The sequence below is a fragment of the Castellaniella sp. genome, assembly GCF_004321985.1.
Taxonomy (GTDB): domain Bacteria; phylum Pseudomonadota; class Gammaproteobacteria; order Burkholderiales; family Burkholderiaceae_B; genus Castellaniella.
Window position 1 is genome coordinate 12,685 of sequence record NZ_SCQN01000014.1, and the last position, 26,385, is coordinate 39,069.

28 protein-coding genes and 1 tRNA gene are annotated in these 26,385 nt (G+C 62.9%); 20 read left to right on the top strand and 9 right to left on the bottom strand.

Going from position 1 to position 26,385, the window contains the following annotated elements:
• The first annotated feature begins 189 nt into the window (after window positions 1–189).
• The 6 genes from EPN31_RS03495 to EPN31_RS03520 all read left to right on the top strand — a co-directional run bounded on the left by EPN31_RS03495 (window position 190) and on the right by EPN31_RS03520 (window position 6,110).
• Entirely contained in the window at window positions 190–411 is a 222-nt protein-coding gene (locus tag EPN31_RS03495) for a heavy-metal-associated domain-containing protein (RefSeq protein ID WP_291769571.1), read from the top strand.
• Between the two features lie 112 nt (window positions 412–523).
• On the top strand, window positions 524–2,428 hold the full coding sequence (locus EPN31_RS03500; protein ID WP_291769575.1) for a cation-translocating P-type ATPase: 1,905 nt from the start codon (window positions 524–526) through the stop codon (window positions 2,426–2,428).
• Window positions 2,400–3,107: a Crp/Fnr family transcriptional regulator gene (locus EPN31_RS03505; RefSeq protein WP_291769578.1), complete on the top strand. Its 708-nt coding sequence runs from the start codon at window positions 2,400–2,402 to the stop codon at window positions 3,105–3,107. The genes EPN31_RS03500 and EPN31_RS03505 overlap by 29 nt, the downstream gene beginning before the upstream one ends.
• A 53-nt stretch (window positions 3,108–3,160) precedes the next feature.
• Window positions 3,161–3,622, top strand: coding sequence for an isoprenylcysteine carboxylmethyltransferase family protein (locus EPN31_RS03510; RefSeq protein WP_291769581.1), 462 nt, complete (start codon window positions 3,161–3,163; stop codon window positions 3,620–3,622).
• 78 nt (window positions 3,623–3,700) lie between these two features.
• Window positions 3,701–5,221 carry a DHA2 family efflux MFS transporter permease subunit gene (locus EPN31_RS03515; protein WP_291769584.1) on the top strand — a complete coding sequence of 507 codons (1,521 nt, stop codon included), beginning with the start codon at window positions 3,701–3,703 and terminating at the stop codon, window positions 5,219–5,221.
• A gap of 46 nt (window positions 5,222–5,267) precedes the next feature.
• Complete coding sequence (locus tag EPN31_RS03520; RefSeq protein ID WP_291769587.1) at window positions 5,268–6,110, top strand: mechanosensitive ion channel domain-containing protein; 843 nt, start codon at window positions 5,268–5,270, stop codon at window positions 6,108–6,110.
• Between the two features lie 40 nt (window positions 6,111–6,150).
• On the opposite strand, the gene cysE is transcribed toward EPN31_RS03520, so the two are convergent.
• Together cysE and EPN31_RS03530 are read right to left on the bottom strand one after the other, a co-directional pair.
• A complete protein-coding gene (cysE, locus tag EPN31_RS03525) occupies window positions 6,151–7,131 on the bottom strand; it encodes a serine O-acetyltransferase (RefSeq protein ID WP_291769588.1) in 981 nt (326 codons plus the stop codon).
• Between the two features lie 11 nt (window positions 7,132–7,142).
• Window positions 7,143–7,976 carry an RNA methyltransferase gene (locus tag EPN31_RS03530; protein WP_291769590.1) on the bottom strand — a complete coding sequence of 278 codons (834 nt, stop codon included), beginning with the start codon at window positions 7,974–7,976 and terminating at the stop codon, window positions 7,143–7,145.
• A 39-nt stretch (window positions 7,977–8,015) separates the two neighbouring features.
• Between EPN31_RS03530 and EPN31_RS03535 the strand changes: the two genes are divergently transcribed.
• The gene (locus EPN31_RS03535) at window positions 8,016–8,798 is read left to right on the top strand and encodes an inositol monophosphatase family protein (RefSeq protein ID WP_291769593.1); all 783 of its coding nucleotides are present in this window, start codon (window positions 8,016–8,018) and stop codon (window positions 8,796–8,798) included.
• Between the two features lie 12 nt (window positions 8,799–8,810).
• On the top strand, window positions 8,811–10,388 hold the full coding sequence (locus tag EPN31_RS03540) for a TerC family protein (protein WP_291769597.1): 1,578 nt from the start codon (window positions 8,811–8,813) through the stop codon (window positions 10,386–10,388).
• Here the strand turns inward: EPN31_RS03540 and EPN31_RS03545 are convergent.
• The 3 genes from EPN31_RS03545 to EPN31_RS03555 form a co-directional block, all read right to left on the bottom strand.
• Entirely contained in the window at window positions 10,345–11,133 is a 789-nt protein-coding gene (locus tag EPN31_RS03545; protein ID WP_291769599.1) for a UDP-2,3-diacylglucosamine diphosphatase, read from the bottom strand. The genes EPN31_RS03540 and EPN31_RS03545 overlap by 44 nt on opposite strands.
• Window positions 11,126–11,635, bottom strand: coding sequence for a peptidylprolyl isomerase (locus EPN31_RS03550; RefSeq protein ID WP_367188289.1), 510 nt, complete (start codon window positions 11,633–11,635; stop codon window positions 11,126–11,128). The genes EPN31_RS03545 and EPN31_RS03550 overlap by 8 nt, the downstream gene beginning before the upstream one ends.
• Window positions 11,636–11,782: 147 nt before the next feature.
• Entirely contained in the window at window positions 11,783–12,520 is a 738-nt protein-coding gene (locus tag EPN31_RS03555) for a tetratricopeptide repeat protein (RefSeq protein WP_291769602.1), read from the bottom strand.
• A gap of 124 nt (window positions 12,521–12,644) precedes the next feature.
• Here EPN31_RS03555 and cysS point away from each other — a divergent pair, with 124 nt between their 5' ends.
• The 9 genes from cysS to EPN31_RS03600 all read left to right on the top strand — a co-directional run bounded on the left by cysS (window position 12,645) and on the right by EPN31_RS03600 (window position 19,578).
• A complete protein-coding gene (gene cysS, locus EPN31_RS03560; protein WP_291769604.1) occupies window positions 12,645–14,096 on the top strand; it encodes a cysteine--tRNA ligase in 1,452 nt (483 codons plus the stop codon).
• Between the two features lie 29 nt (window positions 14,097–14,125).
• A complete protein-coding gene (locus EPN31_RS03565) occupies window positions 14,126–14,752 on the top strand; it encodes a DNA-3-methyladenine glycosylase 2 family protein (protein WP_291770080.1) in 627 nt (208 codons plus the stop codon).
• Between the two features lie 25 nt (window positions 14,753–14,777).
• Window positions 14,778–15,740, top strand: coding sequence for an acetyl-CoA carboxylase carboxyltransferase subunit alpha (locus EPN31_RS03570; RefSeq protein ID WP_291769607.1), 963 nt, complete (start codon window positions 14,778–14,780; stop codon window positions 15,738–15,740).
• 39 nt (window positions 15,741–15,779) lie between these two features.
• Window positions 15,780–16,799, top strand: a complete 1,020-nt coding sequence (gene tilS, locus EPN31_RS03575) for a tRNA lysidine(34) synthetase TilS (protein ID WP_291769610.1) — start codon at window positions 15,780–15,782, stop codon at window positions 16,797–16,799.
• 109 nt (window positions 16,800–16,908) lie between these two features.
• Window positions 16,909–18,177: an aspartate kinase gene (locus tag EPN31_RS03580; protein WP_291770082.1), complete on the top strand. Its 1,269-nt coding sequence runs from the start codon at window positions 16,909–16,911 to the stop codon at window positions 18,175–18,177.
• A gap of 122 nt (window positions 18,178–18,299) precedes the next feature.
• Window positions 18,300–18,392: transfer RNA gene (locus tag EPN31_RS03585), tRNA-Ser, on the top strand.
• A 195-nt stretch (window positions 18,393–18,587) separates the two neighbouring features.
• A complete protein-coding gene (locus EPN31_RS03590; protein WP_291769613.1) occupies window positions 18,588–18,866 on the top strand; it encodes a type II toxin-antitoxin system RelE/ParE family toxin in 279 nt (92 codons plus the stop codon).
• A gap of 9 nt (window positions 18,867–18,875) precedes the next feature.
• On the top strand, window positions 18,876–19,187 hold the full coding sequence (locus tag EPN31_RS03595) for a HigA family addiction module antitoxin (protein ID WP_291769615.1): 312 nt from the start codon (window positions 18,876–18,878) through the stop codon (window positions 19,185–19,187).
• Between the two features lie 7 nt (window positions 19,188–19,194).
• Window positions 19,195–19,578 carry an RNA-binding S4 domain-containing protein gene (locus EPN31_RS03600; protein WP_291769619.1) on the top strand — a complete coding sequence of 128 codons (384 nt, stop codon included), beginning with the start codon at window positions 19,195–19,197 and terminating at the stop codon, window positions 19,576–19,578.
• Between the two features lie 80 nt (window positions 19,579–19,658).
• Here the strand turns inward: EPN31_RS03600 and EPN31_RS03605 are convergent, their stop codons facing one another.
• The 4 genes from EPN31_RS03605 to EPN31_RS03620 are packed head-to-tail and all read right to left on the bottom strand — an operon-like array spanning window position 19,659 to window position 23,685.
• On the bottom strand, window positions 19,659–20,636 hold the full coding sequence (locus EPN31_RS03605; RefSeq protein WP_291769622.1) for a GGDEF domain-containing protein: 978 nt from the start codon (window positions 20,634–20,636) through the stop codon (window positions 19,659–19,661).
• A gap of 54 nt (window positions 20,637–20,690) precedes the next feature.
• Window positions 20,691–21,194 carry a hypothetical protein gene (locus EPN31_RS03610; protein ID WP_291769624.1) on the bottom strand — a complete coding sequence of 168 codons (504 nt, stop codon included), beginning with the start codon at window positions 21,192–21,194 and terminating at the stop codon, window positions 20,691–20,693.
• A 52-nt stretch (window positions 21,195–21,246) separates the two neighbouring features.
• Window positions 21,247–22,476: a nucleoside recognition domain-containing protein gene (locus tag EPN31_RS03615; protein ID WP_291769627.1), complete on the bottom strand. Its 1,230-nt coding sequence runs from the start codon at window positions 22,474–22,476 to the stop codon at window positions 21,247–21,249.
• A gap of 48 nt (window positions 22,477–22,524) precedes the next feature.
• Window positions 22,525–23,685 carry an alpha-hydroxy acid oxidase gene (locus EPN31_RS03620; RefSeq protein ID WP_291769630.1) on the bottom strand — a complete coding sequence of 387 codons (1,161 nt, stop codon included), beginning with the start codon at window positions 23,683–23,685 and terminating at the stop codon, window positions 22,525–22,527.
• 360 nt (window positions 23,686–24,045) lie between these two features.
• Between EPN31_RS03620 and EPN31_RS03625 the strand changes: the two genes are divergently transcribed.
• The 3 genes from EPN31_RS03625 to EPN31_RS03635 all read left to right on the top strand — a co-directional run bounded on the left by EPN31_RS03625 (window position 24,046) and on the right by EPN31_RS03635 (window position 26,373).
• A complete protein-coding gene (locus tag EPN31_RS03625; protein ID WP_291769634.1) occupies window positions 24,046–25,197 on the top strand; it encodes a porin in 1,152 nt (383 codons plus the stop codon).
• Between the two features lie 324 nt (window positions 25,198–25,521).
• Complete coding sequence (locus tag EPN31_RS03630) at window positions 25,522–25,881, top strand: NADH-quinone oxidoreductase subunit A (protein WP_291769637.1); 360 nt, start codon at window positions 25,522–25,524, stop codon at window positions 25,879–25,881.
• A gap of 12 nt (window positions 25,882–25,893) precedes the next feature.
• Complete coding sequence (locus EPN31_RS03635) at window positions 25,894–26,373, top strand: NADH-quinone oxidoreductase subunit B family protein (protein WP_291770084.1); 480 nt, start codon at window positions 25,894–25,896, stop codon at window positions 26,371–26,373.
• The last annotated feature ends 12 nt before the right edge of the window (window positions 26,374–26,385 follow it).

Genomic DNA, 26,385 nt, shown 5'->3' on the forward strand with positions numbered 1-26,385 from the left:
GCAGTCAGGTTTGCATTCGATCCCGTCATTCTTTCTGGTGACCGTTTTGAAGTCATATTTTTGGGAACTTGTCCGCGGTCAATGTTGCCTGCGAATCCTTCTCCCTAACATGGAACCGTGATTCTCACGAATGAGATCGCAGCCTTCACAAAAGGGGGCACCCTCATAACCCTGTTATGGAGTTCAGTCATGAAAAAAGTCACTTTCAATATGGAGCCCTTCACCTGCCCATCCTGCGTCAAGAAAATCGAAAATGCTGTGGGCGGCGTTGGCGGCGTGCAGGAAGCAAGGGTCATGTTCAGTTCGGGCCGGGTTCATGTCGATTTTGACGAGTCCAGAGTGGATGTGAATGAACTGGAAAATACGATTGTCCGGTTAGGCTATCCGGTGCTGTCCAGCAAGGTCTCGTGAAACAGCCCGATGGGTGCGGCTGGTCTCGAAATCATGCCCTGCGGCTGCACCCGGATCGGGCTGAATACAGATGCAAGCCTGAACGTCTTGATCTGAATGTCTGGAGCATAAGATGAGCCCAATCAAAAACTCTCATATTGCGGGGGTGACCGGTCTGATGCTGGCGCTGGCATTTGCGCTGCATTGGATCGACCAGCCCCAATGGAAGGATTATGTCCTGATTGCTTCGACCCTCGTTGCAGGCTATGTCATTGCATTGAAGGCATTCAAGGCGTTGCGCATGAAGGCTTTCAGTATTGAACTGCTCGTGACCATCGCCGTGGTCGGCGCACTGATCATCGGTGAGTATGTCGAGTCTGCCGTGGTGACGTTCCTTTTTATCTTTGGCGCCTATCTCGAGGCACGCACACTGGAGAAGACCCGTTCGTCGCTGCGCAGCCTGATCGACATGGCCCCCACCGAGGCGACAGTCCTGCGCGCCGAAGGCCCGATCAAGGTACTTGCCGAGGAACTGGTGGCCGGGGATCGCGTGCTGGTGCGCTCTGGCGAGAAGATTGCGGTCGATGGCTCCATTGCGGCCGGGCAGGCGCTGATCGTCGAGGCGGCGATCACTGGCGAGTCGGTCCCGTCCAACAAGTCGGCGGGCGACCGGGTCTTTAGCGGCACTATTGTCGATGCCGGCTATATCGAAGTCGAGGCCACCCAGGTGGGCGATGACACGACCTTTTCCAAGATCATCGAGATGGTGGAAGAGGCGCAGGAATCCAAAACCACCACGCAGAAGTTCCTGGACCGCTTCGCCAATATCTACACGCCGGCGATCGTCATCCTCGCGGTGCTCGTGTACGCCGTTTCGCGCAATGTGGAGCTGGCACTGACCTTCCTGGTGATTGCCTGTCCGGGCGCCTTGGTCATTTCGGCCCCTGTTTCCATGGTGGCCGGGATCGGCAACGGCGCGCGTAATGGGATATTGGTGAAAGGCGGAGAGGCCATGGAGAAGCTCTCCCGGATCGATGCCGTCGTCTTTGACAAGACCGGCACGCTCACTCGGGGGCGCCCAGAGGTCACGGCGGTGCGGAGCTGGGGGCTGGATGAAGACACGCTGTTGCGTCTGGTCGCCGAGGCCGAGCTGGGGTCCGAGCATCACCTGGGGCGTGCCATGCTGGCCGAGGCCGCAAGGCGCGAATTGGCACCAGGTGATGGTCCGCAGGATGTCGATATCGTCAAGGGCGGCGGGCTGAGTGCAACGGTTGCCGGCCGGCGCCTGAACATTGGCAACCGCAAGATGATGGCCGATCTGGGTGTGGCGATCGACGATTCGGTCCTCGCTTATGCGGCGGATCGCGAGAAAGCGGGCAATACGGCTGTGCTGGTCGCGGTCGATGACCGTCTGGCGGGGGTTGTCTCGGTAGCCGACCAGGTCAAGCCCGAGGCCGCCATGGCTATCGAACAACTGCGCCGAGCCGGGGTAAAGCGGGCCATCATGCTGACTGGCGATAATCACCACGCCGCGCGGCGGGTGGGCGATGCGCTTGGGCTGGACGAAGTGCATGCCGAACTGCTGCCGCAGGACAAAGTCGCTTGGGTCAGTGCGCTCAAGCAGCAGGGGTACCGGGTGGCCATGGTCGGTGATGGCGTGAATGATGCCCCCGCGCTTGCCACGGCGGATGTTGGCCTGGCCATGGGCATCAGCGGTACGGATATCTCGATGGAAACCGCTGATGTCGTGCTGATGTCGGATCGGCTGGATCAGTTTGCGCACGCTTACACGCTGGCCAAGGCGACGGTTCGCAATATGAAGCAAAATACTACTGTCGCCATCGTGACGGTGGTGTTGCTGCTCGCCGGTGTGTTGCTGGGCAGGATATTCCTGGCTTCGGGGATGCTGGTGCACGAGTTGAGCGTATTGCTGGTGACGCTCAATGCAATCAGGCTGATCCGCTACCGTCAGTCGCGGCCCGTTTCTCATGCTGATGGGAGCCCTGCAGATGAGTCCCGACCTTCGCTCACCGCCTGAAAAGGTCCACGAACATGCCGTGGAGTCCTGTGTCGCGCGTGTACCGATCTTCAACCACTTGCCCGTAGACCAGCTCTCGGTCATCGCTGGCAAGGCGCTGATGCACACCTACGACCGAGGGCAGTTCATCCACCGCGCCGGCGATCCATCGGACAAGCTGTTCATCGTCCATCGCGGCCAGGTCAAGGTCTATCGCCTGGCCGACAATGGCAAGGAACAACTGGTGCGCATCCTGAGTGCGGGCGATTTTGCCGGCGAGCTGGCCCTCTTTGCGGCGACCAGTCAGGATTCGTACGCACAGGCCATGCAGCCATCGCAAGTCTGCACAATCTACCAGACTGATGTGCGTCGGCTACTGCTTCAGTATCCCGACATCAGCCTGCACGTCCTGGCCGAACTCTCCCGGCGCCTGGATACCAGCGAAAAACAGACGGCGGCGATTGCCACAGCCTCAATCAACGCCCGGCTGGCGCAGTACCTGGTCGATCAAGCGCATCACGCGGGCAGCGATGACTTCAGCCTGTCCATGAGCCGTCGGCACATGGCCTCGTTCTTGGGGACGACTCCGGAGACGGTCAGCCGCCGCCTGGGTGAATTCGAAGAGGCCGGGTGGATTTCGCAAAGCGGTCAGCGCCAGATAACGATTCTGGATCGTGCGGCTCTGCTGAGGGTCGAGTGAGTGTTACCTGCTGTGGGATGGGAGCTGTCTATGAATGAACCGGAGGATCTGCCATGAGTCGGTTGGAATTGCTCGTTCCGCCACCTGTCGTGATGCTGGTGGTCGCCTTGGCGATGTGGGCGGTATCGCGGACGTTTCCGATGCAGCTGCTGCCCGAGGCGAGTCGGCTCGTGCTGGGCATTATCCTGGGTCTGCTGGGAGTAGGGGCGGGTGTGGCCGGGATCCTGGCCTTCCGGCGCGCGCGTACGACGACTGACCCCAGGAAGCCGGCGCGTGCGACCGCATTGGTGACGTCGGGGATTTATCGCTACAGCCGTAATCCCATGTATCTGGGCGTGCTGCTTGTACTGGCGGGTTGGGCGGTGGTGCTTGGCAATCCGGTATCGGCGTTGGGCGTATTGATCTACGCCTTGTACATCACCCGCTACCAGATTTATCCAGAGGAGCGTCAATTGCTCAAGACCTTCGGCCCCGGGTTCCTCAGCTACAAGGCCGCCGTGCACCGGTGGATCTGAAGAAAGGGGGAAAGCGGAAAGGATGAAACCGCACATGAATGGCGCTCTCTACACCGGGTCACCCCGCCGTTGAGCGATATGACCGGAACCGCCAGCAGCTTTCGACCGGCCAGCCTGGCGCTGGCAACGGTGGGGCTGTCGCTGGGGACCTTCATGCAGGTCCTGGACATTACGATCGCCAATGTATCGTTGCCCACCATCGCGGGGAATCTGGGGGCCAGCCAGGATCAGTCCACCTGGGTGATCACCTCATTCACGGTCTGTCAGGCGATCACGCTGCCCATGACGGGCTTTCTGTCGCGCCGCTTCGGCCAGGTCCGGGTCTTCATTTCGGCCGTTCTGCTGTTCTCACTGTTTTCGCTGGCCTGTGGCCTGTCGGTCAGCCTGCCCATGCTGGTGATGTTCCGTGCCCTTCAGGGTGCAGTGTGCGGGCCCATGTACCCGATCACTCAGAGCCTGATGGTGTCGATATATCCGCACGAGAAGCGCGCCATGGCGCTGGCCATCATCAGCATGATCACGGTGGTGGCGCCCATTGTGGGGCCCGTCGCGGGTGGCTGGATTACCGACTCCTATTCCTGGCGATGGATCTTCTTCATCAACGTGCCCATCGGCATGGTGGCTGCGCTGCTGGTGGTGGTTCAGATGGGCAAGCGCATCGATGAACTGCGTCGGGGACGCATCGACTGGGTGGGCGTGGCCACCTTGATCCTGGGCGTGGGGTCATTGCAGATATTGCTGGATCGTGGCAACGAACTGGATTGGTTCAATTCCACGACGATTCGGCTGTTGGCGGCCGTCGCCGTCGTGGCGTTGACGGTCTTCGTCATCTGGGAGCTGACCGACGATCAACCCGTCGTGGATTTGCGGCTGTTCCGCCACCGCAATTTTGCGGCGGGCACGTTTGCGCTGGTGCTGGCCTTCGGCCTGTTTTTCGCGGTGTCGCTGCTGCTGCCGTTGTGGATGCAGAACACCCTGGGTTATACGGCATTGTGGTCGGGCCTGGCCGTCGCACCGATTGGCATCATCCCGGTTCTGCTGACGTTTTGGGTGGGCAAGTATGCAGCGCGGATGGACTTGCGCTGGCTGACCGCGCTTTCTTTCGCCGTCATGGGCTATGTGTGCTTGCGCATTGGCGGCTTCACCACAGAGGTGGGTTTCTGGAGCATCGCCTGGACCGAGCTGGTGATGGGGTTGGGGGTGGCGCTGTTCTTCATGCCTATCCTGACGATCCTGTTGTCTGACCTGGAGGGATCGGAGATCGCCGAGGGGTCCGGGTCGGCGACCTTTCTGCGCACGGTCGGTGCGAGCTTCGCTGTTTCCATCATCACTTATCTGTGGACGCGTGGGGCGTCGGCCAGCCATGCACACCTGGTCGAGTTCATCACGGTCTCCAGTGCCCAGGTACGCCAGGGGATCGAGGCAGCTGGTTCCGTGGACCGGTATGCGGCCATGATGAACGGCATCATCACCCAGCAGTCCATGCAGATTTCCTTCAACCAGATGTTCAACGCCTTGGGCTTCTGTTTTTTTGCCCTGATTGCCGTGGTGTGGTTGTCCCGGCCGCCGTTCGTGCGCCAGCGGGCACGGCCGCCGTAGCCGGCACGATAAAATCACTCCGACGACAACCTTCGGAAGCACAAACATGGATCAACTGCAGACTTTATGGCCATCGCTGCCCGGCATGGGCGGGGTGGCGGTCAATTTCGTGATCGCATTAGCGATCCTGGTGATCGGCTGGCTGGTGTCCAATCTGCTGGGGCGCTGGGTCCGGCATCTGGCGGGTCGTTCGTCGCGCATCGATCCTACTGTTGTGCCGATTGCACGCAGCGTGACCGTCTGGACGGTCCGCATCGTGGTGTTGCTGGCGGTGTTGGCGCGCCTGGGGGTGCAGACGGCAAGCCTGGTGGCCATGCTGGGTGCGTCGGCCTTGGCCATCGGTCTGGCTTTGCAGGGGACACTGCAGAATTTTGCCGCCGGCATCATGCTGCTGTTGCTGCGGCCGATCAGGGCGGGAGAAGCCGTCTCGATCGAGGGAAAGGGCGCGGGGACGGTGGACGAAATCGGCTTGTTCATGACGCGTTTCCTGCAGGCCGATGGGACCCATCTGCTGTTGCCCAACACCCTGGTGTGGGGCAGTCCGATCGTCAACTACAGTCGCAACAAGACGCGGCGTCTGGACATGATGCTTGGCGTGCGCTATGACGATGACTTGGAGGCCGCGTTGGCCGCCCTGCGAAATCTGGTGGCTCACCACGCCGGCGTGCTGGATGACCCGGCACCGCAGGTCATGGTGATGGAATATCGTGACAGCACCATCATGGTGAACCTGCGCCTGTGGGCACGGGTGGAGGACTACTGGGACGTGTCTTTCGATCTGTACCGCCAGGCGCCGCAGGCGCTGCGCGAGGCGGGCCTGCGATCGCCCATTCCCTTGCGTGAGGTGCGTGCCGTCAGCGTCCCGCCCACATCAGAGGACGCCGCATAGGCCTGTCGCATCGACGGGGCGCCTGGGGCGGCCTTATGCCTTAGTCCACCATGCGGTTGAGCCGATCGGCGTCCAGCGGACGCTGGCCGTTCTCGACGCGTTGACCCAGCTCTTCCATCGCCTCGCACAGTCGGTGAATGTGGGCGTCCTGTTCGGCTGTGTGGTTGATGAGCTCGTGCAGGACTTTCACCAGCGGGTCGTCGTCCGTGCGGGCCACCCCGTAGGGCGCAAAGTCGTCCTGATTGTTCGGGGCCGGCTCGGCGGTGTTGCTGTTGCGCCCGCCCTGCAGCAGGTCCTGCAGCGGCTTGGCCGACCACGCCGAGGCCGTTGAGTCGGGACCGCACAGCGGACCGGGGCCGCCTGGCTGCCAGCGTGGGCTGGATGCCGGGGTGTCAGCAGTCTGGGACTCGACCGCCAGATGGCCTGGGGGCTGGGTGGCGTCCGTCGTGTTCGGGGTGATCCCGGCCTGGTTGGAGGTATCGCCAATGGGGGCGGCATGGCGGTCCTCGCGCAGGATCACGCGGGCGGGGTTGCCCACTGCTGTGGCGCCGGCCGGCACCGGCTTGATGACGACGGCATTGGATCCGATGCGCGCATGCGCGCCGACCGTGAAGCCGCCCAGGATCTGCGCGCCGGCTCCCACGACGACGCCTTCTCCTAGCGTCGGGTGGCGCTTCTCGCCCTTGTACAGGCGCGTTCCACCCAGCGTGACCCCCTGGTAGATCGTGCAGTCGTCGCCGACTTCAGCGGTTTCGCCGATCACCACACCGAAGCCGTGGTCGATGAAGACGCGGCGTCCAATGTGCGCGCCCGGGTGGATCTCGATGCCGGTGAACAGCCGGCCCAGGTGCGAGGTGAAGCGCCCCGGCCAGTGCCAGCCCTGGACCCACAGCCGATGGGCCAGTCGGTAGATGAGGATGGCGTGCAGGCCTGGGTAGCAGGTCAGGATCTCGATGCGGCTGCGGGCTGCCGGGTCTCGTTCCAGAATGCAGGCGATGTCTTCGCGGAGTTGTTTGAACATGGGTGAGCGGGTCAGTTTGCGGGGTCTGGAATGTCGGCAGCGTGCGCTGCCGAGTGGATCATGGCCGTGCATACCCCGCGCATCATGTCGACTTCGTCCAGGCTCAGGCGGTTGCGGGTCCACATCTGCCGCATGCGCGGGACGAGCTTCTTGGGGTGTTTCGGGTCTAGAAAGCCTACTGCCACCAGGGCCTGTTCGAAGTGGTCCAGCATCGCCTGCACGTGTTCGCCGTCGGCCGGGTCGGCGCCGGGGTCGTGATGGTGAGCGTGCGTGTCAGGAAGGCGGGCCTCGCCGGTGAGCGGCAGCAGAGCATAGCGCATCTCCCAGGCAGCCAGTTGGAGCGCCTGCGAGACGTTGAGCGAGCTGTACGCCGGGTTGGCTGGAATATGGCAGACCTGCTGGCACAGCGTGATGTCTTCGTTGGACAGGCCTGAGCGTTCCGTGCCCAGCACCATCGCGACCTCGGTGCCGGGTTGCGTCAGTTGCTGCGCAGATTGTGCGGCCGCCTCGCGGATGTCACAGGGCGGTGGGCCAATCGCCCGTGCCCGCGCCGTCAGCGCGAAGGCGAGGGTCACCGGGCCCAGCGCATCGGCCAGGCTGTCGTGAATGCGTGCCTGCTCCAGGATGTCGCCCGCGCCACTGGCCAGGGCCTGCGCATCGGGATGGTGCAGGACGTCGGGGTCGTGAGGGGTGACCAGATGCAGTGCGCCGAACCCCATGGTTTTGATGGCGCGTGCCGCCGACCCGACGTTGCCGGGGTGGCTGGGGCTGACCATGATGAAGCGGACATGGGCAAAAGGATCCACCCCATCGAGCGCCGAATCGGAAGAATGCGTCAGAGTCATTTAGAATAAGGCCTGATTACCCGTGATCTTTGGAAACCTATGCATCCGATGCTCAACACCGCCATCAAGGCGGCGCGCCGTGCTGGCGCCATCATCAACCGTGCCAGTCTGGATCTGGAGCGCCTGAACGTGGCGCGCAAGGGTCCCAAGGACTATGTCACTGAAGTCGATCGGGCTGCCGAGGAATCCATCATCGACATTTTACGCACAGCCTATCCCGAGCACAGCTTCCTGGGCGAAGAAACGGGTGAGCATGCGGCAGGCGGCGACCATCCGACGCCTGAATTCCGCTGGGTGATCGATCCGCTGGACGGCACCACCAACTTCATCCATGGGTTTGCCCATTACGCGGTGTCCATTGCCCTGATGCACCGGGGCCAGGCTGCGCATGCCGTCGTCTACGATCCTACCCGCAACGAGATGTTCACGGCCAGCCGTGGCAGCGGCGCTTTTCTCAACGACCGCCGGGTCCGCGTGTCATCGTGCATGCGTTACCACGATGCGTTGTTGTCTTCCCACATTCCGCAATCCACGGCGTTGCCTGCGACTTCGCCCTTCGTCTCCCTGCTGGCTGACTGCGCGGCGGCACGCCGTACCGGCTCCACGGTTCTCGATCTGGCGTGGGTTTCGTGCGGACGCCTGGACGGGTTCTGCGGCGTTGGCCTCAAGCCCTGGGACATGGCTGCGGGTGGCCTGCTGGCGCAGGAAGCGGGCGGGCTGGTCGCTGATTTTCAGGGCGAGCAGGGCTGGATGGCGTCGGGCAACGTGCTGGCGGCGGGCCCCAAACTGTTTACCCAGATGCTGTCGCATCTGCAGAACTGACGAGACTGCTTTATGGAATGGTTGCTGGATCCGGCAGCCTGGGTAGGCCTGTTCACCCTGATCGTCCTGGAAATCGTTCTGGGGATCGACAATCTGGTGTTCATTGCCATCCTGGTGGACAAGCTGCCGCCAAAGGAACGCGATCACGCGCGTGTGCTCGGCCTGAGCCTTGCGCTGCTCATGCGGCTGGTGATGCTCACCGTCATGTCGTGGCTGGTCTTGCTGACCGATCCGCTCCTGCATCTGGGCGCCTTTGCGTTGTCGGGCCGGGATCTGATCCTGATCGGCGGGGGTTTCTTCCTGCTGTTCAAGGGCACGTTCGAACTTCACGATCGCCTGGAAGGGCGCACGCAGCGCGCGACCGGATCGCGTCTGCATGCGAGCTTCTGGGTCATCGTCACGCAGATCGTGGTTCTGGACGCAGTCTTCTCGATCGACTCGGTGATCACAGCGGTGGGTATGGTGGACCACCTGGCGATCATGATGGCGGCCGTGATCGTGGCCATGGGCATCATGCTGGTCGCCTCCAAGCCGCTCACCGTCTTCGTGAACGCGCACCAGACCGTGGTCATCCTGTGCCTGGGTTTCCTGCTCACAATTGGTTTTTCGCTGATTGCCGAAGGCTTCAGCTTCCCGGTTCCCAAGGGCTATCTGTATGTGGCGATCGCCTTTTCGGTCCTCATCGAGACGCTGAACCAGTGGGCCAGGCGCAACGTGCGCCGGGCCGAGATGCGCCGCCCGTTGCGCGAACGGACGGCCGAGGCGGTCCTGCTCATGCTGGGCCGCAAACCGCTGGCGGGGCTGGAGCCCGAGGGCGAAAAGGCCGCGCCGCCTGCCACTGCATTTGGCGATGAGGAACGCAACATGGTGAGCGGGGTGCTCACGCTCAGCGACCGCAACGTGCATTCGGTGATGACGCCGCGCACTGACGTGTCCTGGATCAATCTGGAGTCCCCGACCGATGAACTGCGGGCGCAGATCATTCGGGAGCCGCACAGCTTCTTTCCGGTATGCCGCGGAACGCTGGACGAGGTCGTGGGCATCGGCCGCGCCAAAGAGTTGTTGCTGGATCTGATCGAGTATGGCCATATCCGCGAGACACGGCTGCGCGAGCCCATCATCGTGCACGAGACCATCCAGATCCTGCCGCTCATGGAGACGCTGAAGCGCTCCCACGGGCTGCTGGTCATGGTGGCCGACGAGTTCGGATCCATCGTCGGTGTCGTCACGCCCATCGACATCTTCGAGGCCATTGCCGGTGAATTCCCGGACGAGGACGAGGCCCCCGACATCATCGACCAGGGCAACGGCCGCTGGCGCGTGGACGGCGCCGCCGACCTGCACCATCTGGAGCAGGTACTGCACACCGACGGACTGGTCGATGACCACGAGGAATACTCCACCATCGCGGGCTACCTGCTCAGCCGTTTCGGGCGGTTGCCCGCAGTGGGCGATTCCTGCGAGCTGACGCATGATTACGGTGGTTTCCGCTTTACTGTCGCAGCGCTCAAAGGCCGCCGCATTGCCGCCGTGCAGATCGAGCAGATCAGTCCGGCGGATCCCGAGGCGGAACTTGAGCAATTAGCCTGATGCCTCGTGCGTCCACCTCGATCCATCCGCCGCGCACGGGGTCGGCCTGATCGCACTCCCAGTCGGGCAGCACATAGCGGCGGGCGGCGCGTCCGTCCACCAGAATGTCGTGCACCGCGGGGCGATGCGTGTGGCCGTGGATCATCTGCGTGCAGCCGGCCTCGCGCAGCGCCCGCTCGATCGCCTGCGGCTGCACATCCATGATTCGTAGAGTCTTCCGGTAGCGTGCCTGCCGGCTGCGGGCGCGCGCCCCGCGTGCGATGGCGCGGCGCAGGCCCAGCGGCAGCGCCAGAAAGACGGACTGGACCCATGGCGTATGGACGACGCGGCGGAAGCGCTGGTAGTGCACGTCGTCCGTGCAGTATTCGTCACCGTGGGCGAGCAAAATGTTGCCGGCGTCCGTGTCCAGGTGAGTGGGGGCGGTCAGGAGCCGTGCGCCCAGAGCCTGGACCAGTGCCGGCCCCATGAGAAAATCGCGGTTGCCGTGTGCCAGCCACAGCGGGATCGCCTGTGCTGTGGCCCGCAGTTGCTCGATCGCCTGTGCCAGCCATGCCGGTGGCCGCCTGAGCGCATGGTCGTCGCCGATCCAGGCATCGAAAATGTCGCCGCACAGAATGAGTGCGTCGGCATCGCGCCGCGCGCGAGCCAGGAACTCGTAGAAGGCCTGGGCTGTCCGGGGGACGTTCTCGCCCAGGTGGATGTCCGAGGCAATCCAGAGGGTGCCCCGGATGCTGATCTTATTCAACCAGTGTGGCGCTTTCGAGAATCACGTCTTCAACGGGCACGTCTTGGTGGAAGCCCTTGTTGCCGGTCTTCACTTTCTTGATCTCGTCGACCACGTCCGTGCCTTCGATCACCCGGCCGAAGACGGCATAGCCCCAGCCGTTGGAGGTTGGTGCTGTGAAGTTCAGGAAATCGTTGTTCGCGACATTGATGAAGAACTGGGCGGTTGCCGAATGCGGATCAGCCGTGCGGGCCATGGCCAGCGTGTAGCGGTCGTTCTTCAGCCCGTTATTGGCTTCGTTTTCGATCGGCGCATGCGTCTGCTTCTGCTTCATGCCCGGCTCGAACCCGCCGCCCTGGATCATGAAGTTGTTGATGACGCGGTGAAAGATCGTACCGTCGTAGAAGCCTTCCTTCACATAGGTGAGAAAGTTTTCGACGGTCTTGGGTGCCTTGTCGGCATCCAGTTCAATGAGCATGTCGCCCTTGTTGGTGTGCAGTTTGACGTGCGGATGAGAGCTCATGGATGTGCCTTGAGTGGAATTGATAGGGGCGGACGCTGCGCTCGCCGGACCGGCGGCGAGGGCCAAGACGCAGCCCAGGCTGAAAAGACGCATCCAGCCAAGCAGAATGCGTGAAGAAGTCATGGCCATATTCGCCTGCAAAAACTGTTATTGTGCCGCAGGTTGGGGTTTCGTGCCGCCTTTTGCAGGGGAGTGGGCAGAGGCCGGCTGTGCAGCCGCGGGTTGGCCGGGCCGTGCGGCGCGGGCACGGGCGAAGGATTCCTGTGCGAGCTGCGTCTGCACGCGGCCCAGATTTTCCAGCGCCGGGGCGAAGTTCGGCACCGAGACCAGCGCCATATTCAACGCGTCACGCGCCTGTTCGAGTGACCCTCGGCGGGCGTATTCGATGGCCAGCGCGTTCCAGGGTTCGGGGAGTTCCGGGAAGTCGGTCGTCATCTGGCGCCAGACGGCCATGGCTTGGTCATGTTCGCCTAGTGCATCCAGTGCGCGGCCTCGCTGGTATTCGAGCTGCACATCCGTGCCGATGGCACCGGATTCCGCACGTGCCTTGCTGCGTTGTTCGATCAGCTTGAGTGCTGCTTGGGGTTTCCCGGCATCGGTCAGCGCCGCGATGTGGCTGGTGACCTGGGACGGCGTGAGCGGAATGGAGGTGTTGACAGAGGGCGTGATTTTGTCCAGCAGGTTTGCGAATGCCTGCCAGCCGCCTTCCGGGGGTACGGGTTCGGTGAAGGTGCCTGTCTGGGCGTCGTAGATCAGACCTGTGTCGGTGCGGGCACCGGCAGCGGGTGTAGCCGGGCTAGCTGTGGTGTGCGGCCCGGCGCTCAGCGCCGGCGTGGTTGCAAGGCAGGCACACAGGGTCGCCAAGGTGAGTGAGAGACGGATCACGGCACGCCTATGAGGTTCTGGGTTCGAGTCGGAGGGCAGTATACTTAGAGCCTCATTTTACATCCCCAGTCGTGGCCGAATTCGTATGGCGCACGGGGGCTTGTTCGCACCTTTCCGATCCGGCATGCTTCACGTCCACGATACTCTCACTCGCCAGAAGACTCCGCTCAAGACTGCACAGCCCGGTGTGGTGCGCATGTACGTCTGCGGCATGACGGTTTACGACTTCTGCCATCTGGGCCATGCGCGCATGTTGGTCAGCTTCGACGTGGTGCAGCGCTGGCTGCGCGTCTCCGGCTACCAGGTGCAGTACGTGCGCAACATCACCGATATCGACGACAAGATCATCCGCCGCGCGGTGGAGCGGTCCCAGCCGATCCGCGAGTTGACGGATTTCTTCATCGCCGCCATGCACGCCGACGAACGCGCCCTGGGGGTGCAGGCTCCTGATTTCGAGCCACGGGCCACGGAACATGTGGCCGGCATGCTGGACATCATCGGCATCCTGGAGTCCAAGGGGCTGGCCTATCGTGGCGCCGATGGCGACGTGAACTTCTCGGTGCGCAAATTTCCGGGATACGGCAAGCTCTCGGGAAAGTCGCTGGACGACCTGCGCGCCGGAGAGCGGGTCGCCGTATCTGCCGGAAAACAGGATCCGCTGGATTTCGTGCTCTGGAAGTCCGCCAAGCCGGACGAGCCTGCCGACACACGCTGGGATTCCGCATACGGCCCCGGCCGGCCAGGCTGGCACATCGAATGTTCCGCCATGAGTCATGGCCTGCTGGGCATGCCGCTGGACATCCATGGGGGTGGTCCGGATCTGAAGTTCCCGCACCACGAAAACGAGATCGCCCAGAGCGAGGGCGCCTTTGGCGGTACGCTGGCCACGACCTGGATGCATTGCGGCCCCATGATGGTGGACGCCGAAAAGATGTCCAAGTCCCTGGGCAATTTCCGCCGCATCCGCGATACGGTGGCCCAGGCAGGCCAGGACGACGCGCAGGCGGATTACGCCGTCAATCCGCGCGAGGCCGAGATGCTGCGGTTCTTCCTGGTGCGTAGCCACTACCGCAGCATGCAGAATTACGCGCCCGACAATCTGCGCGATGCTCAGCACGCGCTGGATCGCCTGTATCAGACGCTGGTGAACGTGCCGGCCGACCCCGTCTCGATCGACTGGGCGGCGCCGGCGGCGCAGGCATTTAAGGCTGCCATGGACGACGACTTCAATACCGCCGGGGCCGTTGCCGTGCTGTTCGACCTGGCCGTCCAGGCCAATCGCGAGTCCGATCACCAGGCCAGTGGCCTGATGCGGTCGCTGGCCGGTATCCTGGGCCTGCTTCAGCACGATCCCGTGGCCTACCTGCAGTCGCCCACACGCTTTCTGTCTGAAGGCACCCAGGCCGATTCGGCCGCGCTGTCGTCGACAGCGATCGATGCGCTGGTGGCCGAGCGCACACAGGCCAAGGCCGCCCGTGATTTCGTGCGTGCCGATCAGATCCGGGACAAGCTCAAGCACCAAGGCATCGAACTGGCGGACGTCCAGGGCGGGGCCACTCAGTGGCGGCGGGTATAGCCGTGGACGCCCAAAGACCTGAACAGACACTGGCGCAGCCTGCGTATTGGTCCCAGGCTTGCGAGTCCCTGGTGCAGCGCGACCGCATCCTGCGCCGGCTCATCCCCGTCTACGGCCATGAAAGCATGCAGGCCAGCCACGGGCCGTTCCAGACGCTCATCCGCATCATCGTTGGCCAGCAGATTTCCCTGAAGCTGGGCCGCACCCTGTGGGCCCGTCTGGTACAGGCGTGCGGCAACGACATGCAGCCCGACTGCGTCGGCCGTTTCTCCCAGGCCGACCTGCGCGCGCTGGGCTTGTCATTACGCAAGGCCCAGTACCTGCATGATGCGGTCGTCTTCTTCGGCGAATCTGAGCGGCTGGATGCGGCCTGGTGGCACAATCAGGAAGACGCAGCCGTCGTGTCGCAGTTGTGCGAGATCCGCGGGGTGGGGCGGTGGACCGCGGAAATGTTCCTGATTTTCTTCCTGGGGCGGCCCGATGTGTTGCCGCTGGACGATACGGCTTTATTGAAGGCGATCTCGCACCATTATTTCAGCGGTGAGCCTGTTTCGCGCTTCGAGGCGCGCGAGGTTTCGCAGGCCTGGGCGCCGTGGCGAACGGTGGCGAGCTGGTACTTGTGGCGCAGCATGGACGCTGCGGCCGTCGAATATTGATTTTCCCACTGGAATTCCCGCACACATGCGAAATACCTTTCTAGAATTCGAACAGCCCCTGGCGGAACTCGACCAGAAGATCGAGGAACTGCGGTATGTCCAGACCGATTCGGCGGTGGACATTTCCGAAGAGGTTGGGCGTCTTCAGCAAAAGAGCCAGTCCCTGGCCAAGAGCATCTATTCCAAGCTCACTCCCTGGCAGACGGCCCAGGTGGCGCGCCATCCGCAGCGCCCCTATACCATGGACTACGTCGGGACGGTATTCACCGATTTTCACGAACTGCACGGCGACCGCATGTACGCCGACGACCAGTCCATCGTGGGGGGCCTGGCGCGCTTCAACGGCACCGCCTGCATGGTGATCGGGCATCAGAAAGGCCGCGACACCAAGGAACGCGCCATGCGCAACTTCGGCATGCCGCTGCCCGAGGGCTATCGCAAGGCGCGGCGCCTGATGAAGATTGCCGAGAAATTCGGCCTTCCGGTCTTCACCTTCGTGGATACGCCGGGCGCCTATCCGGGGGTGGGTGCCGAAGAGCGGGGCCAGTCCGAGGCCATCGGTCACAATCTGTACACCATGGCGGGTCTGCGGGTGCCCATCATCACCACCATCATCGGCGAGGGTGGCTCGGGCGGCGCATTGGCCATTGCCGTGGCCGACACGGTCATGATGCTGCAGTATGCCACCTATTCCGTGATCTCTCCCGAAGGCTGCGCCTCGATCTTGTGGCGCAGTGCCGACAAGGCCTCCACGGCAGCCGAGGCGTTGGCCATCACGGCGCCGCGCCTCAAGGAACTCGATCTGATCGACCGTATCGTCAACGAGCCCGTGGGCGGCGCACATCGCGACCCCGCCACGATGGCGCGCCAGTTGCATCGTGCGCTCGCGGATGCGCTGCGCGAACTCTCCGGCCTGGATGTGGACGAGCTGCTGCGCCGGCGGCACGCCAGAATCGCGGCGTACGGGCGCTATACCGAGGCCCGCTGATCGCGTCGGTTGCACTCGATTTGTCACCCGGATGCGGCCGTGAACTCCATAGATATTGCTTCAGCCTGTGATCCCCGACTGCTGCGGGACTTGCAGGGGGCGCTGCCGCGTTTGCCGGCCGGCACTGCCGTCGGCGTGGCGCTCAGTGCGGGCGCAGATTCGGCCATGCTGGCCCTGCATGCGGCACAGGCGGCGCGCGCCCGGGGTTGGATGATTCACTGTTTTCACGTTCATCATGGGCTTCAGACAGAGGCGGATGCCTGGCTCTGCCAGGCCCATCGGCTTGCCGCCTTGTTGCGGGTCTCCTGCCACAGCCGTCGCGTGCGGGTCGATGCCCAGGGACTGGGGATGGAAGCGGCCGCGCGCGAGGCACGCTACGAGGCGCTGGCCGAACTGGCTTCGCTGGCGGGCGTTGGGCATGTGCTGCTGGCCCACCATCTGGACGATCAGGCCGAGACTGTCCTGCTGCGCTTGCTGCGCGGGGCCGGGCCCGAGGGACTGGCCGCCATGGCGCCCGTCACGCTGCGCGATGGACTGGTCTATCACCGGCCCTGGCTGGATGAACCCAGGGCCCGGATTCTGGCTTGTGCCGCACGCTTCGCGGCGGAGACGGGCTGGCGACCCGTGCAGGACCCCAGCAATGGTGACACCCGCTTTGCGCGGGCGATGGTGCGCGCGCAGCTTGCTCCCTTGCTGGATACCCGTTGGCCGGCCTGGCGCCGAACCCTGGGCCGCCATGCGCGCCAGGCGCGCGAACTTGCGTCGTGGCAGGCCGATGTGTCTGCGCAGGATTTCGCCGGGCTGGATCCCGCTCCCGATGGCCGCAGCTTCTCCTTGTTGGCCTGGCGGGCGCTGCCGGCCGTTCGCCAGGCGCCCGTTCTGCGCTACTGGTTGCGGCGACTGGGCCTGCGCATGCCCGCCGATGCGCGCCTGCAGGCCTGGCTACGCCAGTTCCGGGAGGTCCACGCGCTGGGCCATGACCGCGCCGTGCAGCTTCGGCACGTGGATGTCTGGATCGTGGTGCGGCGCGGGCGTGTCACGGTCGTGAATGCGTCCTGAAGCCGCTGGTGGCGTGGGCCTGAGTTCCGTAGCGGAAATCGCAGGTAGAATAAACGGTTTTTATCCTGGTACAACCGTCTTGGCGGCCATTTCTCCCCAACCCTGATTCATCATGCTGATCGTCCAGAAATACGGTGGCACCTCCATGGGGTCCATCGAACGCATCCAGAACGTCGCCCGGCGCGTCGCCAAATGGCATGCCGCCGGCCACCAGGTCGTGGTCGTGCCTTCGGCCATGTCAGGGGAAACCAACCGCCTGCTGGGCCTGGCCCGGGAACTGTCTCCGCAGCCTGACCCGCGCGAGCTGGACATGCTGGCCGCGACCGGCGAACAGGCGAGCAGCGCGCTGCTGGCGATTGCCCTGATGCGCCAGAGCGTATCCGCGCGCAGCTACACTGGTTGGCAGGTACCGGTCCTGACCGACAGCGCCTACACCAAGGCGCGGATCCAGTCGATCGACGACAGCCGCATCCGTGCGGATCTGGATGCCGGGCGCGTGGTCATCGTCACGGGGTTTCAGGGCGTGGACGCCGACGGCCACATCACGACCTTGGGCCGGGGCGGCTCGGATACTTCCGCCGTTGCCGTTGCGGCTGCCATGAAGGCCGACGAGTGTCTGATCTTCACCGACGTGGACGGCGTCTACACCACGGATCCGCGCGTGGTCCCCGAGGCGCGCCGCATGAATGTGATCTCCTTTGAGGAAATGCTGGAAATGGCCTCGCTGGGGTCAAAGGTCCTGCAGATCCGCTCGGTGGAGTTCGCGGGCAAATACCAGGTGCCGTTGCGGGTGCTGTCGTCGCTCACCGATCCCATGGTCCCGGTGGACGTAGAAATGCACTCGGGCACCCTGATTACTTTCGAGGAAGACCAGAAAATGGAAACCGCCGTTGTCTCCGGCATCGCTTTCAGCCGCGACGAAGCTAAAGTCACCCTGCGCAACGTGCCCGATACCCCGGGTGTGGCCTATTCGATTCTGGGGCCGGTGGCAGCCGCCAACATTGATGTGGACATGATCCTGCAGAACATCTCCCAGCAGGGCATGACCGACTTCTCGTTCACGGTCAACCGCAACGATTTCACCCGCACGCTGGAGCTGCTCAAGCACCAGATCGGTCCCACGGTGGGCGCGGGCGAAGTCGTCTCCGACGACAAGGTCGCAAAGGTCTCCATCGTCGGCATCGGCATGCGCAGCCACGTCGGGGTGGCCAGCCTGATGTTCCGCACGCTGGCCGAGGAAGGCATCAACATCCTGATGATCAGCACGTCCGAGATCAAGACCTCGGTCCTGATTCACGACAAGTACATGGAACTGGCTGTGCGCGCTTTGCACAAGGCCTTCGAACTGGATCAGGCCGCTGTTCACCCTGAGGCCTGACCTTCCGTTGTGCCGTGACCGAAGCGGCCAACACCCGCGTTGAGCAAGGCGCAATGCGGGTCTTCAAGCTGGTCGGCTCGGGCTTACCGGTAAATTTTCTATGCTAGAATGCCCGTCTTGCTGGAGACATGGCCGAGTGGTTGAAGGTACTCCCCTGCTAAGGGAGCATGCGGCTTATACCCGCATCGAGGGTTCGAATCCCTCTGTCTCCGCCAGCTAACCCCTTATTAAGTAAGGGGTTTTATTTTTATGCTTCTTCCAATTGGCATTCATTTGGCATCTGGCCAAGTATGGCTAGCGACAATTGGGCGCGGTAGCCCCTAAGCTGGCGGGCGAAAAACACCGCATCATGCAACGATTCCGTCCTGGTAACGCTTGACGATACTAACGATATACGTTAGTATTAGTTCATGCTCGATTCGTTCAAGTGCCAAGACACCCAAGCTCTGTACGAGGGACGTCGCGTAGCGCGATTCGTCAACATCGAGCGGGTGGTGCTGCGCAAGCTGCGTCAGCTGGATATCGCGTCGAGACTGGATGATCTACGCGTTCCGCCGCAAAACCGCCTTGAATCACTCAAGGGCGACAGGAAAGGGCAGTACAGCATCAGGATCAACGATCAATGGCGGCTGTGCTTCGTGTGGCGTGATGGACGTGCGCTGAACGTCGAAATTGTGGACTATCACTAGGAGATAACTATGGTCCGAGAAATCATCCCGGTTACGCCCGGCGAATTGCTCGCAGAAGAATTTTTGCTGCCGATGGGAATCACTCAGTACCGGCTAGCCAAGGAGATTGGCGTATCGCAGCGTCGTATCGGCGAAGTCGTCAACGGCGTGCGTGGGATCACCGCTGATACCGATCTGCGTCTGTGCCGGTTTTTCGGCCTGTCCGATGGATACTGGCTGCGGGCGCAGGCTGCCTATGACACGGAAGTCGCACGCGAAAAGATGCACGATGTGCTGGCCGGGATCAAGCAGTGGCAGCCGCAGTGTCACGCACCAGCCTGAATGCTTCATGGATAAACTCAGGCTCGACAAATGGTTATGGGCCGCGCGCTTTTACAAGACGCGCAGCCTGGCCGTGCAGGCCATCACGGCTGGCCGGGTGAAACTGAACGATCAGATCGTGGCGAAGCCTGCGCGCGAGGTGGCCGTCGGGGATCTCGTCCGGATCCGCAAGCCGAATTTCGATGCCGAAGTCCAGGTTCTGGCGTTGAGCGCCATCCGCGGACCGGCCCCTCAGGCGGCGCTGCTGTTTCAGGAAACGCTGGCCAGCATCACTGCGCGTGAACGATTGGCCGAGCAGCGGCGCCTGGCGCCGGAACCCGCGTTGGACTACGCCGCCGGCCGGCCCACCAAACGCGACCGGCGCCTCGTCGACGAATTGCGCGGGCGCTGAGTGGGCGCGGGCGGTTCACGCCGTCCTACAGATAGCAACTCGTGCCCCGGATCGGACTCGTTCCGCGTCCGCAATCCCCCTCAACGCAGCAATCTGACTTGGTCGCGGGCTTGCTTGGCCAAATAGAGCGCTCGGTCGGCGCGAGAAGACAGCATCTCGAAATTCGGGTCGTCGTGCCGCAAGGTGGCCACGCCCAGGCTGGCCGTGACGCGAAGTTCAGGGTGCTGGGCACTGACCGTCCGTTCGGCCACCAGTGACCGGATACGCTCGGCGACGGCTGCTCCCGTGTCGATGCTGGTCCCGGGTAGCAGCACGGCGAACTCCTCGCCGCCGGTTCGGGCAAACAGGTCTTCGTCGCGAAGCGCGCTGCGGCCGCAGGCCACCAGATCCTTCAGGACGGTGTCCCCGATCGGGTGTCCATAGCGATCATTGACGGCCTTGAAGTGATCCACGTCGAGCGCAATGATCGTCAGGGGGATGTCGTGGCGATGACAGTGGGTGAACTCATATTCCGCGTGCTCCACGAACGAGCGCAGGTTCGGGGCGCCGGTCAGGCTGTCGGTGCGCGCTTCCTCGCGCAGTTGCTCGCGCAGGTTGCTCAGTTCCGTGATGTCGGTGTTCACGCCGATCAGCGCCGGGGTGCCATCCGCGCATTGCCAGGGAACCTTCACCGCCCAGTAGTGGTGCATCTGGCCGTCCGATCCCACGAATGATTCTTCGCCGACCTGCCGTTCCTTCGACTCGAAGACCCTGCGATCCAGCACCCGATGTGTTTCCACGGCCTCAAGCGGCATGACCTCGGTGTCCAGCTTCCCGATGATGGACTCCGCCGTCCGGCCGAAGGTCTCGGCAACGCGCCGATTCACGTAGAGCATGCAGCCGTTGGCATCCTTGATGTAGACGTGCGCGTCCATGCTGTCGAGGATTGTGTCCAGCAGAGACTTTTGCTCACGAGCCTGGTCGCGTAGCGGGCGCAGGTCGTCGGCCGTCGCCTGGCCCCGGTCGAGGAAGCGGTCCATGTTGTCGCTTGGCGAGGACATCGGTTGAGTCTCGGGCATGGGCTGCTCGCTTTTGATTCGACGGGGTGGTGGGGGGGACTGATTGGTTGTGAATCAGAAGTCGCCGAATTTCCGGTCGTGCTCGTACATGGGGTCTGGCCCTGGGTTGAATTGCGTCACGTGGCGGCCGTCATGGCCAAAGTACACGAACATCAGGGAATTCCAGACGTGGTCTTGTTTGTAGCGGTAGTTCCAGACCGTCTGGCGCACGCTGGGCAGCCCGATCTGATCGATGAAAGCAGGCGGCCCGAATTCGCAGCGAACCTGCTCGGGCGTCCAGGTTCCCTGGCGCAGGACTTCAAAGTGTTCGTCGGTGAGAATCGGCGTGACGGCCTGTACACGCCCCTGAGCGTCCAGGTTGCCGCCCCAGGCGTATTGCCCCAGCGGCTGCTGGGACCAGATGACCCGCTGCTGGCCGTTCCGGTTGGTGCACTGTAGTGTGGGCGCACCGAATTGCGCAGTGATCGTTGCGAGCGGTGTGTCGGGCGGGGTGTGCCCGATGTCTGCACAGCCAGTCAACGCTGCGCAGAACAGGATCGGTATCAGCGTACGCATCATGACATCCAAGGGGTACGGACGAATGTATGCTTATGTTACTACGTCCTCATGATCATCCAAAGAACCAATAACACACCCCGATGGAGGCCAGTACTCCGGCCAGATCGGCGAGCAAGGCGCAGCCCACAGTGTGGCGTACGCGCTGCACGCCCACTGCGCCGTAGTACACGGCCAGCACATAGAACGTGGTTTCCGTGCTGCCCTGGACGGTGGCCGCGAGCAGCGCCGGGAAGCTGTCGGGGCCGTAGTGTTGCATGGTTTCTATCATCAGGGCGCGTGCCGCGCTGCCGGAAAAGGGCTTCACCAGCGCCGTGGGCAGCGCGTCGACGAAGCGCGCGTCCAGTCCGATCGTGTGCACGCCCCAGCGGATGCCCTCCAGCAGCACATCCAGCGCGCCCGAGGCGCGCAACACGCCTACGGCGCACAGCATGGCGACCAGATAGGGCAGCAGGTTCTTGCAGACCTCGAAGCCGTCCTTGGCGCCTTCGATGAAGCTTTCGTAGACGGGGATGCGGCGCATGGCCCCCGCGATCAGAAAGGCCACGATGACGGCAAACAGCACCAGGTTGCCCAGCAGCGACGACAACGATGCCACCGCTGCGGTGCTCATCGACGCCAGCAGCGCCATGAAGCCGCCCAGCAGCAGCGCCCCGCTACCCAGCCAGGCGAGCACCACCGGATCCTGCAGTCGCAGCCGCTGCATGAAGGCTACCGACAGCAGCCCGACCAGCGTGGATGCCGATGTTGCCAGCAGAATCGGCAGGAACACCAGCGTAGGGTCGGAGGCTCCCTGCTGTGCCCGGTACATGAAGATCGTGACGGGCAGCAGGGTCAGCGACGAGGAATTCAGCACCAGAAACAGGATCTGCGCGTTGGTTGCGGTGCCTGGGTCCTGGTTGAGCGTCTGCAGTTCCCGCATGGCGCGCAGTCCGATGGGTGTGGCCGCATTGTCCAGCCCGAGTGCATTGGCGGCGAAATTCAGCGTGATCAGGCCCAGCGCGGGGTGGCCGGCCGGCACGCCCGGCATCAGCCGCCGGAAGAGCGGCCCCAGCAGCCGCGCCAGCCCGCCCACCAGGCCCGCCGATTCTGCGATGCGCAGGAAGCCCATCCACAGCGTCAGCGTGCCGAACAGCAGCAACATGATCTTGACCGACAGGTCGGCCATGTCGAACAGGCTGGTGATCAGCCGCTCGAATACGCCTGGGTCGCCCAGAATCCACCACTGGAACAGCGCCGCGACAGCGGCGATCAGGAAAAACGCGAGCCAGAGGGCGTTCAGCATGAGCGTGGGGCTGCAGCGGCGGCGCTTCGCGCGTCGTGGCCGCGCTGATTACGCATCGACCAGCACGCTTTCATCCACGTCGCGGATGTCGGTACGTCCGCAGAACGCCATGGTGATGTCCAGTTCTTTGGCGATGATTTCCAGGCATCGGGTGACACCCGCTTCGCCATAGGCGCCCAGCCCGTACAGGAACGGGCGGCCGATCAGTGTGCCGCGTGCTCTCAGCGCGATGGCGCGCAGCACGTCCTGGCCGCTGCGGATGCCGCCGTCCATCCAGACCTCGATCTGGTCGCCCACCGCTTCGGCGATGGCCGGCAACGCAGTGATGGATGAAGGTGCGCCATCCAGTTGCCGCCCGCCGTGGTTGGAGACGATGAGCGCATCCGCTCCCGCGTCCACCGCCAGCCGGGCGTCCTGGGCATCCAGAATGCCCTTCACGATGATCTTGCCGCCCCAGCGTTCCTTGATCCACGCCAGGTCGCTCCAGTTCAGCGTCGGGTCGAACTGCTCCGCCGTCCAGGAGGCGAGCGAGCTCATGTCCGACACCCCGCGCGCGTGCCCGACGATATTGCCGAAGCTGCGCCGTTGCGTGCGCAGCATCTGCAGGCACCATTGCGGCTTGATGGCCAGGTCCAGCAGGTTCAGGAGCGTGGGCCGCGGCGGCGTGGACAGGCCGTTCTTGATGTCCTTGTGGCGCTGCCCCATGACCTGCAGGTCCAGCGTCACCATCAGCGCCGAGCAGTGCGCCGCCCGGGCGCGGTCGATCAGCCGCCCGATGAAGTCGCGGTCGCGCATCACATAGAGCTGGAACCAGAAGGGTTGCGTGGTATGCGCCGCCACGTCCTCGATGGAGCAGATGCTCATGGTGGACAAGGTGAACGGCACCCCGAAGCGTTCGGCGGCCCGCGCAGCCAGAATTTCGCCATCGGCGTGCTGCATGCCGGTCAGGCCGGTTGGCGCCAATGCCGCCGGCATGGACACGTCGCGCCCCAGCATCTGGGTGCGGATGCTGCGGTGAGAAATGTCCACCGCCACCCGCTGGCGGAACTTCAGCCGCTGCAGGTCGGCTTCGTTGGCCCGGTAGGTGGATTCCGTCCATGAGCCCGAGTCCGCGTAGTCATAGAACATGTGCGGCACACGCCAGCGCGCCACCCGGCGCAGGTCTTCGATGCAGGTGATCTTGCTCAACGGTGTAAAGAGGGGACACATGGTGGTAGGGTTCGGGGATGAGGGTGGTGTGGCGCCTTCCGGTCCGTGTTCTTCAGTGTGCGGACGAAGGGCTTCTGAAATTCTTCGCGTAGTATAGGCACAAAGCCGCGTAAAATCGTCTCGCCGAGAGGCCTCACCCGCATCTGGGGTAAGTCCTGAAGCCGGCGCTGCGGGTGTTGCGGCTTGTTGTGGGATTGCAACGCTTCCCTCACAAACTGGGCGGTTTACCCGGTACGACATGGCGCCAGCCTCGATTTTTTGATGCAATACCTACAACTTCCCTTCGCGGAGTTGGAAGAGCAGCAGCAAAGGATGTTGTTGGCCTGCTCTGATTCACATAAATCTACGGAGATTTCTTACATGAAAAAGACTCTGCTCGCTGCTGCTCTGCTGGCCGGTTTCGCCACCGCCGGCGTTGCTCAAGCAGAAACGTCCGTGACGCTGTACGGTATCCTGGATACCGGCTACGGCTACCAAAATTTCAAGAACAACCATGAAGGCGCTGATTACCGCGCTCGTTCCTCCGGTCTGCGCAGCGGCTTTGTCGACGGCAACCGCTGGGGCCTGAAGGGCGCCGAAGATCTGGGCGGCGGTCTGAGCGCCATCTTCACATTGGAAAACGGCTTCAACATCGGAACCGGTTCCCTGGACGGCGGCAACATGTTCAACCGCCAAGCCTTCGTGGGTCTGTCCAGTGATCAGTGGGGTGCTCTGACCCTGGGCCGCCAATACAGCGCCGGCGTGGATACGTCGATGGGCGAAGAAATGAACGGCCTGGGCAACTTTGATAAGGTCGCCGGCGGCATGGGCCTGGGCTCTGGCACTCGCGTCAACAACTCGTTCAAGTACACCACGCCGTCCTTCAGCGGCTTCAAGGGCGTGCTGATGTACGGCACGGGCAGCACGGCCAACTCCAACAGCACCTGGGTCATCCGTGACGGCAATTTGCCCAATACGGACGTGAAGGATCGTGGCGCGCGCCTGTCGGTGGGTGCTTCGTACTCCAACGGCCCCCTGGGCATTGGTGCCGCCTATGATCGTCAAAGCGTTTATGGTCAGGACGTGAATGGCCGGAACGTCAACGCCATGACGGCGTGGGACATCAACGGTTCCTACGACTTCGAAGTCGTGAAGCTGTCCCTGATGTTCGGTCAGGACCGCAACGGCAAGATCAACTGGAACGGCGATGCGACTGATCTTTCCGGCTATGCAGTTCCCAACCTGGCCAATGGCTACCAGGATTTCAAGTCGAACAACTGGGGCGTGACCCTGAGCGCGCCGGTAGGCCCGGGCCGCTTGTTCGCCGTCTACAACGGTTCGCACTCGAACCTGAAGGACGACGACAAGTGGGGCTCCAAGGCTGGCAACATCAACGCCTACCAGCTGCAATACCAATACCCGCTGTCCAAGCGCACCAAGATCTACACGTACGCTTCGTACATGCAGAATGTTGGCTACGTGAAGGATCTGAAGGGTACGGAAGCCGGTATCGGTATCAACCACCGCTTCTGATCGCGGCGCGTGGCTTGTCCACGCTTGCGATGCGGCCTGATTCGTCAGGCCGTCACGAATACCGGAGGCGCAAGTCTCCGAATACAAGAACCACCCTTCGGGGTGGTTTTTGTGTTTCTGTTCGGGGCTGATAGACTGAGAACGCCTGGCACAGCCTGTTGAATCATGTGCGCGTCTTCAGGCCTTTGAAAGCCATTTTGTGCTGTGCTCGGCGACGTCGGCGGCACGGTCCCCAACATGTTTCAGACCCGCACCAGTGGCCGCGAAGGGGTCTGTCGAAATGCTACAATCCCGTAGTTTTGTCATTCGCAACTGGGGCATTTCATGAACCTGCAACAGTACTTTCCCGTGCTGCTTTTCATCGTGGTCGCGGTCCTGATCGGCGGAGCCCTGATTGCGGCCGGCCGGTTCCTAAGCCCTAATGACCCGGATTCTGAAAAGCTGTCCGCGTACGAATGCGGGTTCGAATCGTTCGACGATTCGCGCATGAAATTCGACGTGCGCTATTACCTGGTTGCCATCCTGTTCATCATGTTCGATCTGGAAATCGCATTCCTGTTTCCCTGGGCTATTGCCAACGGGGCGCTGGGCATGGTGGGCTTCTGGGCGGTGGCCATCTTCCTGACGGTGCTCACGGTGGGCTTCATCTACGAATGGCGCCGGGGCGCGCTGGACTGGGAATAATCTGGGGGTTTGATCATGGCAGAAGGTGTGATGGAAAAAGGCTTTATGACCACCAGTGCGGACAAGTTCCTGAACTGGGCGCGGACGGGGTCGATGTGGCCCATGACGTTTGGTCTGGCCTGTTGCGCGGTCGAAATGATGCATGCCGGCGCCGCGCGCTATGACCTGGATCAGTTCGGCATCATCTTCCGTCCCAGCCCGCGTCAGTCCGACCTGATGATCGTGGCCGGCACGCTATGCAACAAGATGGCCCCGGCGCTGCGGAAGGTCTATGACCAGATGCCGGAACCGCGCTGGGTGGTGTCCATGGGGTCCTGTGCCAACGGCGGCGGCTATTACCACTATTCCTATTCGGTGGTGCGCGGTTGCGACCGCATCGTGCCGGTGGATGTCTACGTGCCGGGCTGCCCGCCCACGGCGGAAGCCCTGGTGTACGGGCTGCTGCAGATGCAGAACAAGATCCGCCTGAACAACACCATCCATCGCGGCTAGGCCGGCGGGTTC